A 13533-nucleotide genomic window follows, 5' to 3' on the forward strand; every position below is an offset into this window, starting at 1 on the left:
ATGAACACCCGTTTCCTCAAGCCTGTGCTGCTGGTGACGGCCGCGGCGCTCGCCCTGTCCGCCTGCGCCACCGCAACGCCCTACGCCCCGGCCGGCCCTGACAGCCGCTACGGCTATTCCGAACAGCGCGTCGATTCCGACCGTTTCCGCGTCAGCTTCGCGGGCAATTCCGTGACCTCGCGCGAACAGGTCGAGATGTCGCTGCTGCTGCGCGCGGCCGAACTGACGCTGGAAAATGGCCACGACTGGTTCGCCACCGTGAACCGCGCCACGGACCGCGATGTCCGCCTGCAGGCCGTGCCGGACCCGTTCTATTATGACCGGTACAGCCCTTACTGGGGTCCGTCGTGGCGCTATTACCGCCGCGGCTACTGGAGCCCGTGGGGTTATCGCGATCCGTTCGGCCGTGACTTCGACGTGCGCGAGATCGACCGCTTCGAGGCCACCGCCGAGGTCGTCCTGGGTCGCGGCTCCAAGCCGACCAACGATCCCAACGCCTTCGACGCCCGCGAGGTCGTCAACAACCTCGGCTCGCGCGTTCCGCGCAGCTGATCCGTCCACCGGACTGCAGAAAGGCCCCGCCGGTTCGCCGACGGGGCCTTTTTGTTTATCCCACCCGGGGCGACTTCAGCCGCCGCTTGTTGGTGTGGGTCGCAGGCGCCGAGCCGAGGTCCGCGGGGATCTCGCCCTTGAAGTAGAACCGCTGCCACTGCTCCTTCGTCGCCTCGGCGTCGCCGGCGGCCAGCCGGTTGTTGAAGTCCGACCGCGACTTCAGCCAGGCGTCATACTGCCCCTTCATGTTCGGGTTGGACTCCAGCGACCGGATCACCGGCTCGAAGGCCTCGACCTTGCGGTGCTCCACCGGGGTGATGAAACAGAAGGGCTCGCCCTTCTCGAACTTCACCTTGCCGGGGCGGGTGAAAATCCAGTTCATCGTGAAGGGGAAGGGCAGCCAGTCCGTCTCGATCAGGCCCACCAGCGGCTGGATGCCGTCCTTCACATGGTTGGGCGATCCGCCGGCCAGCATCCCCCAGCCCGGAGGCGTGCGGAACAGGTACTGCGGATGCAGGGTCAGCACCCCGCGCGAGAAGTGCGAGGTCACGAAATGGCTGAGCTGCGGATTGGGTCGCTCCGGCGTGATGACGATGTCGTTCTGGCTTGGCCCGCCGTTCCACTCGGCCGTGAAGGTGAAGGGGACCAGGATCTCCCACCCCGTCGTATTGGCCATGTTCAGCGGCAGGCAGCGATAGGGGTGCCGCTGGGCGAAGGCGTCCATCCAGTTCCGCGAGACCCGGCCCGGCACCAGATCCGGCGGTTGCCGCGACATCGGATAGCATTCCAGTTCCACGGGCGGTCTCCGGCGGGTAAGCGAATACGGTCCCTCCTCCCTACCGAAGCCCGATGACCGAAGACAACCCGACCGCCTCCGTCCCCGTGGCCGAACCGGCCTTCGACCGCGACCGCCTTCTGGACTGGATGGCCGAACAGGGGATCGCGCAGACCACCCACGACCACCCCGCCGTCTTCCGCGTCGAGGAGGGGCTGGAGCTCAAGGCGGCCATGCCGGGCGCCCACACCAAGAACCTCTTCCTCAAGGACAAGAAGGGGAAGCTGTGGCTGATCTCGGCCCGGCAGGACACAGTGGTCGATCTGAAGCGGGCGCCGAAGACCATCGGCTCGGATCGCCTCTCCTTCGGCAATGAGCATCTGCTCTACGAGACCCTGGGCGTCCGCCCCGGCTCGGTCACGGCCCTGGCCCTGATCAATGACCCGGACCAGCGCGTGACCTTCATCCTCGACAAGGCCCTGTGGGACGCCGACATCGTCAACTTCCACCCCCTGACCAACACCGCCACGACCGCACTGGCGCAAGGCGAGTTCCGCAAGGCGCTGGAGGCCATGGGCCGGGCGCCGGTGAGGGTGGTGGATTTTAAAGCGATGGCGGCGGACTGACGCCTCAGGCCGGCTCACCACCGGTGCGGAGGTGCAGACAGTACCCCATCGTCACCGCGATGCCCGCCGCCACAGCGGCGCACCCGCCCCAGACTGCCGCATCCACCGGCGCGAACGCCCAGAAGCCCGCATAGATCAGCCCGCTGATCACCATGGACCAGCCGCCGACCCGGTTGGCCTTCCGGGCCTGGGCGCTGGGCACGAAAGCCTTGGGCATCCGGTTGCCCAGCCACACCAGCATCAGGCCGATGGCGCCCATGACGATGCGGTTCACGCCGTCACTGTCCAGATAGCCCATCTGCCGGGCCAGACTGGCGGCCAGCGCCAGGGCGATCAGCCCGCCTGCCCACATCAGGCTCGGGATCAGGTCCTTCTCCATCGCGCAGTCTCCTTTCCGGGCTCCGGCGTCTCCGCGCCGAGGCCGAATGAATGGACGAAGCCCAGCAGCGCCTCCTCGAGCACCGACAGCTTCAGGTGATAGATGACCGACTTCCCGGTCTTCTCGGCGTGCACCAGATCGGCCTCCTTCAGCACCGCGAAATGCGCCGACATCGTCGGCTTCGACACGTCGAACTGATCACTCAGCTCGCCCGCGCTCATCGGCCCCTGCCGCAGCAGCTGCAGGACCCGGCGACGGGTGGGATCGGACAGGGCTTTGAAGACCGAACTCATATTATGATGATTAGCTAATCATCGAAATGAGTCAAGCGACCTTCTTTTCCGGGTGGTTTGCTGACTTTTCGTCCGTCCCCGTGCTAGAGCCCCGCGCGTCTCCCCGACCCCATTCCAGACACGGACGTCGCCATGCCCGCCGCTCCCGATTTTCCCCCCGCGCCGAACCGCGTGGCGCCGAAGCGCGCCCTGATTTCGCTGAGCGACAAGACCGGTCTGGAGGAAGCCGCCCGCGCCCTGCACGATCTGGGCGTCGAACTGGTCTCGACCGGCGGCACCCGCGCCGCCATCGCCGGGTTCGGCCTGCCGGTGAAGGATGTGGCCGACCTGACCGGCTTCCCGGAAATGATGGACGGCCGGGTCAAGACCCTGCACCCGGTGGTGCACGGCGGCCTGCTGGGCGTGCGGGATGAACCCAGCCACGCCGCGGCCATGGCCGAACACGGTATCGGCGGCATCGATATCGCCTGGATCGACCTCTATCCGTTCGAGGCCACGGTAGCCTCGGGCGGTGGTTTTGAAGCCGCCGTCGAGAACATCGACATCGGCGGCCCGGCCATGATCCGCTCGGCCTCGAAGAACCACGGCTATGTCGCGGTCTGCGTCGACAAGGATGCGGTCGATCAGGTGCTGGAAGCGCTGAAGGCTGATGGCGCCACTTCGCTGGAGCTGCGCAAGCGCCTCGCCGCCCGCGCCTTCGCCCGCACCGCCGCCTATGACGCCGCCGTCTCGGGCTGGTTCGCCGGTCAGGTCGGCGACGAGGCCCCGGCCCGCAAGTCGATCGCCGGCTCGCTGGCCCAGACCCTGCGCTACGGTGAGAACCCGCACCAGACGGGCGCCTTCTACCGCACGGGCGAAGCGCGCCCCGGTGTCGCCTACGCCACCCAGATCCAGGGCAAGGAGCTGGGCTACAACAACATCGCCGACGCCGACGCCGCCTATGAGCTGGTGGCCGAGTTCGAGCAGCCCGCCGTCGTCATCGTCAAACACGCCAACCCCTGCGGCGTGGCGGTCGGCAAGGACCTGTCGGAAGCCTACGCCCGCGCGCTGGAATGCGACGCCGTCTCCGCTTTCGGAGGTGTGATCGCGGTCAACCGCCCGCTGAACGGCGCCGACGCCCGCGCCATCACCGACATCTTCACCGAAGTGGTCATCGCCCCCGGCGCCGACGATGAGGCGAAGGAAGTCTTCGCCGCCAAGAAGAACCTGCGCCTGCTGATCACCGACAGCCTGCCCGACCCGCACGGCGCGGGCGAAGTGTTCCGTTCGGTCGCCGGCGGCTTCCTGGTGCAGTCCCGCGACCGCAGCCTGATCAAGCCTTCGGACCTGAAGATCGTCACGCGCCGCCAGCCGACGCCGACCGAGATCCAGGACATGCTGTTCGCCTTCACCGTGGCCAAGCACGTGAAGTCCAACGCCATCGTCTACGCCAAGGACGGCCAGACGGCCGGCATCGGCGCCGGCCAGATGAACCGCCGGGACTCGGCCCGCATCGCCGCCATCCGCGCCAAGGAAGCCGGCGAAGCCAAGGGTCTGGCCCATTCGCTGGCCGAGGGGTCGGCCTGCGCGTCGGAAGCCTTCTTCCCGTTCGCCGACGGCCTGCTGGAAGCGGTCGCGGCAGGCGCTACGGCGGTGATCCAGCCGGGCGGCTCGATGCGTGACGCCGAGGTCATCGCCGCCGCCGACGAGAAGGGCATCGCCATGGCCTTCACCGGAGTTCGGGTCTTCCGGCATTAATTCTGGCGCTAGCGCTCGGCTCGCGGTGCCTCGCTGCTTGAGCGCGGACGGTGCAGGGGTGTGGGTCGATGACAGCTGTCCGGATCATTGAGGCCTCGCCGAATGATCCGGCGGCGGTCCGGTTGCTGGACGCGCTGTCCGATGCGTTGAGCGCCATCACCGGCGATGACGGGCGCGCGTCCTTCGACCCCGCGCAGGCGGACGAGTCCGGTTCGGTCTTTCTGCTGGCGCTGGATGGGACGGACCAGCCGGTCGGCTGCGGCGTCCTGCGTCCGCTGGCCGAGGGGGTCGGCGAGATCAAGCGGATGTATGCCGCGCCCGGCACGAAGGGCGTGGGCGCGGCCCTGCTGGCGGCGCTGGGGGCTGAGGCGGAACGGCTGGGTTATGCGACGCTGAAGCTGTCGACCCGGCGGGTGAACCACCGGGCCGTCGACTTCTATCGCCGTCAGGGCTGGAGCGAGACCGACCCCTTCGGCCGTTATGTCGGGCGTCCGGAGTCGATCTGCATGGCCAGGGTGATCAGTCCTCGATGACCTCATGGGCGCCGACGGCTCCGGCGCGCCAGTAGCCGGCGGCCTTCATCGCCTTGGGATCAAAACCCATGGCGACGACGACGCCCCGCAGCGTCCGCGCGACCTGGCTTTCGCCCGCGATCCAGACGTAGGCGTCCTCACGGGGGATGTCGGCCAAGGCGGCTTCCACCGCCGCCTGCAGGCCATCGACCCGGCCGCGCGGCCCGCCGTTGCGATCCACACGAACCACCGTCAGCTCGGCGGCGCTGGTCAGCGGCGGGGCCGAGGCTTCATCCTCGACCTCCACGATCACGGTCGCCTTCACCCCGGCGGGCAGTTCCTCCAGCCGTCGCGAGATGGCCGGAACCGCCGTCTCGTCGCCGATCAGCACGTGATGGGCGAAGGCGGTCGGGACGATGAAGGAGCCGCGCGGCCCGCCGACGCCCAGCTGCGAGCCGGGCCGCGCCGCCATGACCCAGTCCGTCGCCGGACCGCCGTGACCGACCGCGAAGTCGATGGTCAGGGTCTTCGCCGCCGTGTCCCAGACACGCGGGGTGTAGTCGCGCGCGGTCGGCCTCGGCTCGGGGAAGACCGGACCGTCCGGCCCGACCGTCGGCAGGACCAGAGGCTCGCCTTCGCGCGGCGGGAAGATCTTCACGTGATCGTCGAAGCCCAGGGAGACGAAATCCTCCAGATCCCCGGTCAGGACCACCCGCTTCAGCGACGGCGTCAGGTCGGAGACCTCGACCACCTCCAGCAGGCGGAATTTCAGCGAATGGCGGACGCGGCGGGGGATGCGCAGGGTATCGGTCATGCCTTTTCCACCCGGTCGGCGGCCTGGTTGAGGATGTCGGCGACGGCCTTGATCCGCGCCTCGTCCAGCGGGATGTCCTCGGCCAGCTTGGCGTGGACCACGCCGCGCAGGCGGGCGATCGCTTCGGCGATCGGGGTCGGACGGGCCGCGCGATGGGCGAACTTGGCAAGCATCTCGCGCAGGTCGGTCAGGGCGTCGGCGTTCTCCTCCAGCAGGGTCTGGCCCGCCTCCGTGATGGCGTAGCGCTTCTTGCCGCCCTCCTCGCGCCCTTCCAGCGCACCCATCTCCTCCAGCAGGGTCAGGGTCGGATAGATGACGCCGGGGCTGGGCGCATAGGCGCCGCCCATTCGGGTCTCGATGGCCTTGATCAGCTCATAGCCGTGGGCCGGGCCGTCCTCGGCGATCAGCGACAGGATCAGCCAGCGCAGGTCGCCCCGCGCCAGCAGCCGCTTTCCGCCGCCGCGATGGCCGCGCGGGCCGCCCCGACCGCCACCCGGCCAGCCGCGGCCGAACTCATTGCGCATGCCGCGCCCGAAATGGTGAGGGCCGCGATGGCCCCATCCGTGATGCCACATCTTCGCATCCTTGTTTTCGATATATCTGTTCATGGCGATTTAGATATATCTGAAACTGACCCGTCGCAAGGGGTGGCGTTCGCGGACAAAGCGGGGCTCACTGCGCCCATGGATACGCTCGCCGCCCGCTGGGCCCTGCTTGAACCCGGCGTCACCGTGATCGGCCCGGAGGACGACCGCCCACGCCCGGCCGTCCTCCTGTTCCACGGGTGCGGCGGGCTTCGCGCGCACATGACCCACTATGCCGAGGCGGCGAAGGCCGCGGGCTGGCGGGCCTTCATCATCGACTCCTACGGTCCACGCGGCTGGAGCCGGGAGCGGGCGCTGATGACCGTCTGCACCGGGCTGGTCCTGCGCGGCGACAAGCGGGCGGGCGATGTGCTGGCGGCGCTGGACGGCGTGTCCCGCAGACGGGACGTGGACGCGTCGCGCGTCTCACTGGCCGGCTGGAGCCACGGCGGATGGGGCATCATGGAGGCGATGAGCTCCGAACGGCACGGCCGGATGCTGGGCCTCGCCGACCCGAGCGGTGTCAGCCTTGACGGGGTCCGCGCGGTCTATCTGGCCTATCCCTACATCGGCCTGGGGGCGCTGAACCGGATGCGGCCGTGGAAGCATTGCCCCAAGACGCTGGCGGTCATCTCGCGCGGCGACCACCTGACCACCGTCCGAAACGCCGAACAGGTGCATGCCATGGTCCGCAACTGCGGGGCGGACGTCGAGACCTGGATCGCCGACGGCACCCACGCCTTTGACGAGCCCGGCGCGGCCAAACCCATGCGCTACCACCCGGAACTGGCCGACGAGGCCATCCGTCGCTTCGTCGCCCTGCTGGAAGACGTCGCCGTCGCGCCCGCAGTCTAACGCGGCTCCACCGTCACCGGCGCGCGGATGGAGTTGGCGACATAGCAGTGCTCATGCGACCGGTGGTGCAGGTCTTCCAGCGCCGCCGCATCCGGCAGGGCCTCGCCGGAGAAGCTGACGGCGGGCCGCAGGGTCACCGCGACAATGGCGACCTTGCCCCGCTCGTCCCGTCCCATGATCCCGACCGCCTCGTCCAGATAGCGGTCCACGACGAAGCCCACCTTGGCTGCGAAGGCGAGGAAGAACAGCATGTGACAACTGGACACGGCGGCCACCAGCGCTTCCTCCGGGTCCACGGCGGTCGGGTCCGACAGCGGGACCGGCACGCTGCCCGGCGCGGATGAGCCGCGCACCACCGCCCCGCCGTCGAAGCGCCAGTCGTGGGCGCGGGCGTATCTGTTGTCGAGGAAGGGCTGGTCGCCCCTCACCCATTCCACGGTTGCGAGATACTCACTCACGGCGGCCCTCCCGACGAACGATGACGACACCGTGTAGCATGGTTCAGCCCGCGAACCGGGCGTCCGGCTTGCCCACGCGCGCGACCCGCCTTATCCGGGGCTCATGGCCGCCCCCCTGATCTGCCCCTCCATCCTCGCCAGCGACTTCGCCAAACTCGGCGAGGAAGTCCGCGCCCTCGACGCCGCCGGCGCCGACTGGATCCACGTCGATGTGATGGACGGTCACTTCGTGCCCAACATCACCCTGGGCCCGGACATCGTGAAGGCGATCCGCCCGCACACGAAGCTGCCCTTCGACGTGCATCTGATGGTCGCTCCGGTCGATCCCTGGCTGGAGGCCTACAAGGAGGCGGGCGCCGATATCCTGACCGTCCACCCGGAAAGCGGCCCGCACCTGCACCGGACCCTGGGCCGCATTCGCCAGCTGGGCGCCAAGGCCGGTGTCGTGCTGAACCCGGGCACCCCCCTGACCGTTCTGGAAGAGGTGGTGGAGCTTGTGGATCTGGTGCTGCTCATGTCCGTGAACCCCGGCTTCGGCGGGCAGTCGTTCATCCCGACCTCCCTGCGCAAGATCGAGAAGGCTCGCGCCCTGCTGGACGCCGCCGGATCGAAGGCGCACCTGCAGGTCGATGGCGGCGTGACCTCGGCCAACGCCGCCGCCTGCGTCGCCGCCGGCGCCGACGCCCTCGTCGCGGGCTCCTTCGTCTTCAAGGGCGGCCCTGAAGCCTACGCCGCCAACATCCAGGCCCTGAAGGTCGCGTGAGCCCCCTCGGCCCCTTCGCCCGACCTGAAGGCGACGGGCCCGCGCCCGGCGAGATCCCGGGCCTGCGTGGCGCCCCCGTCCGCACCCCGGTTCGCGCGACCGGCGCCAGCACCGGCCCGGCCCTGTGGCCCGCCATCCTCGGGCGGATGCTGACCCGCCAGCTGTGGATCGAGGCCTATGGCCTGCCCGGCTACGCCCTGACCCTGCGCGGCCGCACCGCCCAGAGCTTCGCGGCTACGCCGCGCGACTTCCGCCCGGTCGATCCGACCGTCGGCAAGGGCATCCTCGGCGGCCGCTTCGTGCTGGCCGGCTCCAGCCTCGAGATCGGGCCGGATGAGGAGCCGTTCAACCGGCCCAGCCCCAACCGCGCCTTCGCGGTGGACCTGCACGCCTTCGCCTGGTTGCCGTCCCTGATCGCCCAGGGCGAACGCGGCGCGCGGGAAGCCCTGCGCCTGACCCTGATCTGGTCCGATGTTTTCGTGCGTTGGTCGCCCTTCGCCTGGGATCCGGACATCCTGGCCCGCCGCGCGGTGAATCTGGCCTGCGCCGCCCGCCGCATGGGCCAGGTCGCCACCGAGGCCGAGCGGTTGAAACTGGCCAGCGTTCTGGGCCGTCAGGCGCGCCAGCTGCTGCGTCCGCCCGGCGGGGTCGCCACCCAGTCCGAGCGGATGACCGCCGCCGCCCTCGTCGGCTGCGTCCTGGCCGGGCCGCCGGGGGTCTCCATCCGCCGCAAGGCGCTGGCCCGCCTGTCGAAGGCCCTGCCCCGCACCGTCGGCCCGGACGGCGGCCATGCCAGCCGCAGCCCCGAAGCCGGGCTGGAGCTGCTGCTCGACCTGCTGACGCTGGAGGACGGCCTCAGCCAGATTTCGGAAGACCTGCCCGAGGCCGTCGGCGACGCCATCGCCCGGCTGCAGGACGCGATCACCCTGCACACCCTTCCCGACGGGCGCCTCGCCACCCTCCAGGGCGGCGGCCCCTCCACGGCGGCCCGCGTCGCCGCCGCGCGAGGCCCCGAGGTCCGGCCCGAGGATGTGGCCGGCGTCGTCGGCGGCCTGACCCGCATCCGCAGCCCGCTGCTGACCGTCATCGCCGACACCGCCCCGCCGGCGCGCGGCCCCTGGTCCGGCGCCGCCTGCGCCCAGCCCCTGTCGCTGGAGATCGTCTGCGGCAAGGATCGGCTGGTCACCGGCTCGGGCTGGACGCCCCGCGCCGCCGACCGGCAGGGCCTGCGCCTGACGCCCGGCCACTCGACCCTGACCCTGGGCGAGACCTCGACCGGCGAGCCGCTGGGCGGCTGGAAGGGCGAACTGCTGGGCCCCCGCCTGATCGGCCGCCCCCTGCATGTCGACGCCAACCAGCGCGACGGCGAAGGCGCTGTCTGGCTGGAGATCGAGCACGACGGCTGGGTCCATGACTTCGGCCTGCTGCACCAGCGCCGCCTCTATCTGGATCAGCGTCTGGACGAGCTGCGCGCCGAGGAACGACTGCACCCGGCGCACGGCCAGAAGGACGTCGTCCGCGCCATCGCCGCCCCCTACGCCGTCCGCTTCCAGCTGGAGCCCGGCGTTCAGGCCTCGCTGGCCCGCGATCGTCGCTCGATCCTGCTGCGCGGCCATTCGGGCCGGGGCTGGTGGTTCCGCACCGACGGGCCGGACGTGGCCATCGAGCCTTCGGTGCATGTGGACGAGGGCCTAACCCGACGCTCGCTGCAGATCGTGGTGCGCGGCTCGGCCCGCACCGATTCCGAGACCAAGATCCGCTGGAAGCTGAGCCCCGCCGGCGCCGGCAACGACCCCGCCTGAAAGCCGGACGCTGCGCCTCTCGGTCGCGCCTCTTGAGGCGTCGCTGTACAGGGACCATCTGACGGCTCGTGCGTTACGACTGATCGAAGACCAGGACCGACATGACCCTTACCGACCTGCCTGACGACCTGATCAAGGAAGGCTCCGACGCCGGCTTCATGGCCGATGTGGTCGAGGCCTCGAAGACCCAGCCGGTGCTGGTCGACTTCTGGGCCACCTGGTGCGGACCGTGCCGGACCCTGACCCCGATGATCGAAAAGGCCGTCCGCGCCGCCGGCGGCGCCGTCAAGCTGGTCAAGATCGATGTCGACAAGAACCCGGCCTATGCGGGCCAGCTGCGCGTCCAGTCGATCCCGACCGTCTATGCCTTCGTCAACGGCCAGCCGGTCGACGGCTTCCAGGGCGCGATCCCCGAAAGCCAGATCAAGGCCTTCATCGACAAGCTGACCGGCGGGACCAGCGCCAATTCCGACATCGACCAGATCCTGTCGCTGGGCGAGGAATCCCTCTCGCTGAACGATTTCGGCGGCGCCGCCCAGGCCTTTGACCAGGTGCTGACCCTCGACCCCGGCAACGAGAAGGCCATCGCCGGCATGGCACGGGTCTATCTGGCGGACGGCGATGTCGAGCAGGCCCGCCAGACCATCGCCATGGCCCCGCAGGACTCGAAGGATCCGACCGTCCAGTCGATCCGCGCCCAGCTGTCGCTGGCCTCCGCGACCCCGTCGGGCGATTCCGCCGGTCTCGAGGCCCGTCTCGCCGCCGATCCGAACGACCATCAGGCCCGCTTCGACCTGGCCCAGGCCCTCGCCGCCTCGGGCGACTTCAAGAGCGCTGTCGACAATCTGCTGAAGATCGTCGCCGCCGACCGCGAGTGGAACGACCAGGCCGCCCGCAAGCAGCTGCTGACCGTGTTCGAAGCCGCCGGCGCCACGTCCGAGGTCGCCCGCGACGGACGCCGCCGCCTGTCGTCCCTGTTGTTCGCGTAAGGAGAGCCGGTGGCTCAGGGTTACATCAGGGCCGCCGACCTGCCGCAGGTCATTCCCGTCTTCCCGCTCCCGGGAATACTGCTGCTGCCGCGCGGCCAGCTGCCGCTGAACATCTTCGAGCCGCGCTATCTGAACATGGTCGATGACGCCATGGCGGGCGACAGGATCATCGGCATGATCCAGCCGTCGGGCGGCGCGCCCACCCTGCCCGGCCTGTCGCCGATCGGCTGCGCGGGGCGGATCACCAGTTTCAACGAGACTTCGGACGGGCGCTATCTGATCACCCTGACCGGCGTGGCCCGGTTCCGGGTGGCGACGGAGCTGCCGGTGAAGACCCCCTATCGTCAGGTGCGCGCCGCCTTCGACGCCTGGGGCCACGATCTGATCGCCCCGCCCGCCGGTGAGGGGGCCCTGGATCGCGAAACCCTGCTGGAGGCGCTGAAGGCCTATCTGGAGACCCGGGGGCTCGACATCGACTGGGACACCGCCGAGACCGCCCCGCCCGAGGCGCTGGTCAACAGCCTGGCCATGGCCCTGCCGTTCGAGCCGACCGAAAAACAGGCCCTGCTCGAGGCCCTGGACCTCGACCGCCGCGCCGAAGTCCTCACCGCCCTGATGCAGATCGGCGCCGCCAGCGGCGACGGCGAGGGCGACGGGCCGTTGATGCAGTGAAGGATTCAGGTTCTGGGTTCTGGGGACTAGGTTTCAGGTTTCAGCCGACGCCTTCTGGAACCCGGATCGGGAACCTAGAACCTGGCCCCTAGAACCTGTAACCTCCCTCCCATGTCCTCTGACGCCTTCCACACCCCCAACACCGTCGATCCGCGCCTGCTGGAGACGCTGGTCTGCCCGGTCACGCGCGGCAAGCTGACCTATGACCGTGAGGCGCAGGAACTGGTGTCCAAAGGCGCCAAACTGGCCTTCCCCATCCGCGACGGCGTGCCGATCATGCTGGCCGAAGAAGCGCGTCCGCTGGACTGAGGCGTTCCTGCGGCGTCGCGCTCAAGCAGCGAGCCGCCGCGCGGCGAGCGATAGCGCTCTAAACAGCCTCGCCCCGCAGCAGGCGCGGCAGGTCACCCGTCGCGCCGCCCGCCTCGTGCATGAAGGCCTTGCGCAGGGCGGGGATGCGGTTGACCGCCGCCATGCCCAGATCACGCGCCAGCCTCACCGGCGCGATGTCATTCGAGAACAGCCGCACGAAGCCGTCGAAGCCCGCCGTCAGCACGACGTTGTCGAACCGGCGCCAGCGGGCGTAACGGTCCAGCACGATCTCCGAGCCGATGTCCTCCCCGGTCCGCATGGCCTCGATCAGCACCTCGGCCAGGGCGGCGCCGTCCCTCAGCCCCATGTTCAGCCCCTGACCGGCGACCGGATGCACCCCGTGGGCGGCGTCGCCGACAAGCGCGATGCGCGGGGCGGTCATGTCCGCGGCCAGCTGCAGCGACAGCGGATAGACAAAGCGCGGTCCCACCACCGTGACGTCTTCGAGGAAATCGCCGAACCGCCGCATCAGATGGGCGTTGAACGCCTCGTCCGACGCGGTGCGCAAGGCCTCGGCCCGGCGGGTCGTCTCGGTCCACACCAGGCTGGCGCGCTGTTCGGTCAGCGGCAGGATGGCGAACGGCCCGCCCGGCAGGAAGTATTCATGGGCGACATTGCCGTGGTCCCGGCCGAGGGACACGGTCGCCACCACGCCGCTCTGGCCATAGCCCCAGCCCAGGGTGTCGATGCCGGCGGCCTTGCGCACCGGCGACTGCCGCCCCTCGGCGCCGACGACCAGCGGCGCTTCCAGCACCGACCCGTCCGTCAGGGTCACCGTGGCCCTGCCCGGCCCGACCTCGATAGACGCCGGCTTCGCCGGAGCCCGCACCTCGATCCCGGCGGCGAACACCGCCTCGGCCAGCGCCGTGCGGATGCGACGGTTCTCGATCATGTAGCCCAGCGGCTCGCCGGCGGTCCGGTCGGCGATCTCGTCCGCGTCGAAGCGCAGGAAGGCTGACGACGCCTTGCGGCTGGCCGCGCCCGGACGGTGACCGTCCGTCACCAGGATGCGATCCATCCGGCAGGCGTGCGGCCGCATCGCCGCCCCTGCGCCCACCGCGTCGAACAGGCGGAAGGTGGCGAAGGCGATGGCCGAGGACCGGCCGTCGAAGGTCGGCGCCAGCTGGGCGTCGAACGGCTGCGGATCGATCATCACCACCTTCAGCCCGCCCTGGGCTGCGGCCAGCGCGAAGGTCGCCCCGGCCATCCCGGCCCCGGCGATGATGATGTCGTAGCGATCCGGCGTGCTCATGGCCCCGGTTGTCGCGCCGCGACGGCCCCACGTCCAGTGCTTCGGCGTCGGGCGTTTTGTCCCTCTGGTAAACGGCCCTTAACCCTCCCGGGGCGACAACA

The 13533-nt window shown here is 69.8% G+C and carries 17 protein-coding genes; 10 read left to right on the forward strand and 7 right to left on the reverse strand.

Translation table 11 applies throughout. From position 1 onward, the window contains the following. Window positions 1–552: a hypothetical protein gene (locus ACFQQC_RS03520; protein WP_376859737.1), complete on the forward strand. Its 552-nt coding sequence runs from the start codon at window positions 1–3 to the stop codon at window positions 550–552. A 55-nt stretch (window positions 553–607) separates the two neighbouring features. On the opposite strand, the gene ACFQQC_RS03525 is transcribed toward ACFQQC_RS03520, so the two are convergent. After that, window positions 608–1348, reverse strand: coding sequence for a DUF6065 family protein (locus ACFQQC_RS03525; protein WP_376859739.1), 741 nt, complete (start codon window positions 1346–1348; stop codon window positions 608–610). A gap of 53 nt (window positions 1349–1401) precedes the next feature. Between ACFQQC_RS03525 and ACFQQC_RS03530 the strand changes: the two genes are divergently transcribed. Next, window positions 1402–1953 carry a prolyl-tRNA synthetase associated domain-containing protein gene (locus ACFQQC_RS03530; RefSeq protein ID WP_376859740.1) on the forward strand — a complete coding sequence of 184 codons (552 nt, stop codon included), beginning with the start codon at window positions 1402–1404 and terminating at the stop codon, window positions 1951–1953. A 4-nt stretch (window positions 1954–1957) separates the two neighbouring features. On the opposite strand, the gene ACFQQC_RS03535 is transcribed toward ACFQQC_RS03530, so the two are convergent. Together ACFQQC_RS03535 and ACFQQC_RS03540 are read right to left on the reverse strand one after the other, a co-directional pair. Further along, the gene (locus ACFQQC_RS03535; RefSeq protein WP_376859742.1) at window positions 1958–2332 is read right to left on the reverse strand and encodes an ammonium transporter; all 375 of its coding nucleotides are present in this window, start codon (window positions 2330–2332) and stop codon (window positions 1958–1960) included. Beyond that, window positions 2317–2625, reverse strand: coding sequence for an autorepressor SdpR family transcription factor (locus ACFQQC_RS03540; protein ID WP_376859744.1), 309 nt, complete (start codon window positions 2623–2625; stop codon window positions 2317–2319). The genes ACFQQC_RS03535 and ACFQQC_RS03540 overlap by 16 nt, the downstream gene beginning before the upstream one ends. A 132-nt stretch (window positions 2626–2757) precedes the next feature. Here ACFQQC_RS03540 and purH point away from each other — a divergent pair, with 132 nt between their 5' ends. After that, the gene (purH, locus tag ACFQQC_RS03545; RefSeq protein ID WP_376859746.1) at window positions 2758–4362 is read left to right on the forward strand and encodes a bifunctional phosphoribosylaminoimidazolecarboxamide formyltransferase/IMP cyclohydrolase; all 1605 of its coding nucleotides are present in this window, start codon (window positions 2758–2760) and stop codon (window positions 4360–4362) included. A 68-nt stretch (window positions 4363–4430) separates the two neighbouring features. After that, on the forward strand, window positions 4431–4895 hold the full coding sequence (locus ACFQQC_RS03550) for a GNAT family N-acetyltransferase (RefSeq protein ID WP_376859747.1): 465 nt from the start codon (window positions 4431–4433) through the stop codon (window positions 4893–4895). Here ACFQQC_RS03550 and ACFQQC_RS03555 read toward each other — a convergent pair. Then, window positions 4882–5688 carry a siderophore-interacting protein gene (locus ACFQQC_RS03555; protein ID WP_376859749.1) on the reverse strand — a complete coding sequence of 269 codons (807 nt, stop codon included), beginning with the start codon at window positions 5686–5688 and terminating at the stop codon, window positions 4882–4884. The genes ACFQQC_RS03550 and ACFQQC_RS03555 overlap by 14 nt on opposite strands. Next, the gene (locus ACFQQC_RS03560; RefSeq protein ID WP_376859751.1) at window positions 5685–6263 is read right to left on the reverse strand and encodes a PadR family transcriptional regulator; all 579 of its coding nucleotides are present in this window, start codon (window positions 6261–6263) and stop codon (window positions 5685–5687) included. Before ACFQQC_RS03560 ends, ACFQQC_RS03555 begins: the two co-directional genes overlap by 4 nt. 108 nt (window positions 6264–6371) lie before the next feature. Between ACFQQC_RS03560 and ACFQQC_RS03565 the strand changes: the two genes are divergently transcribed. After that, entirely contained in the window at window positions 6372–7127 is a 756-nt protein-coding gene (locus tag ACFQQC_RS03565; RefSeq protein WP_376859753.1) for a dienelactone hydrolase family protein, read from the forward strand. Here ACFQQC_RS03565 and ACFQQC_RS03570 read toward each other — a convergent pair. Next, window positions 7124–7585 (reverse strand): OsmC family protein, encoded by a 462-nt coding sequence (locus tag ACFQQC_RS03570; RefSeq protein ID WP_376859755.1) that lies wholly within the window; start codon window positions 7583–7585, stop codon window positions 7124–7126. The two genes, ACFQQC_RS03565 and ACFQQC_RS03570, sit on opposite strands and share 4 nt — an antisense overlap. 103 nt (window positions 7586–7688) lie before the next feature. On the opposite strand from ACFQQC_RS03570, the gene rpe reads away from it, so the two are divergent. The 5 genes from rpe to ACFQQC_RS03595 all read left to right on the forward strand — a co-directional run bounded on the left by rpe (window position 7689) and on the right by ACFQQC_RS03595 (window position 12120). Next, entirely contained in the window at window positions 7689–8348 is a 660-nt protein-coding gene (gene rpe, locus ACFQQC_RS03575; RefSeq protein WP_376859757.1) for a ribulose-phosphate 3-epimerase, read from the forward strand. Further along, window positions 8345–10150 (forward strand): heparinase II/III family protein, encoded by a 1806-nt coding sequence (locus tag ACFQQC_RS03580; RefSeq protein ID WP_376859759.1) that lies wholly within the window; start codon window positions 8345–8347, stop codon window positions 10148–10150. Before rpe ends, ACFQQC_RS03580 begins: the two co-directional genes overlap by 4 nt. 101 nt (window positions 10151–10251) lie before the next feature. Continuing rightward, entirely contained in the window at window positions 10252–11139 is an 888-nt protein-coding gene (trxA, locus tag ACFQQC_RS03585; protein WP_376859761.1) for a thioredoxin, read from the forward strand. Between the two features lie 9 nt (window positions 11140–11148). Further along, the gene (locus ACFQQC_RS03590; RefSeq protein WP_376859763.1) at window positions 11149–11811 is read left to right on the forward strand and encodes an LON peptidase substrate-binding domain-containing protein; all 663 of its coding nucleotides are present in this window, start codon (window positions 11149–11151) and stop codon (window positions 11809–11811) included. Window positions 11812–11922: 111 nt separating this feature from the next. Further along, entirely contained in the window at window positions 11923–12120 is a 198-nt protein-coding gene (locus ACFQQC_RS03595; protein ID WP_376859765.1) for a Trm112 family protein, read from the forward strand. A gap of 58 nt (window positions 12121–12178) precedes the next feature. On the opposite strand, the gene ACFQQC_RS03600 is transcribed toward ACFQQC_RS03595, so the two are convergent. After that, on the reverse strand, window positions 12179–13432 hold the full coding sequence (locus ACFQQC_RS03600) for a UbiH/UbiF/VisC/COQ6 family ubiquinone biosynthesis hydroxylase (protein ID WP_376859767.1): 1254 nt from the start codon (window positions 13430–13432) through the stop codon (window positions 12179–12181). Window positions 13433–13533: the final 101 nt, after the last annotated feature.

The organism is Brevundimonas sp. GCM10030266 (assembly GCF_042666595.1).
Taxonomy (GTDB): domain Bacteria; phylum Pseudomonadota; class Alphaproteobacteria; order Caulobacterales; family Caulobacteraceae; genus Brevundimonas.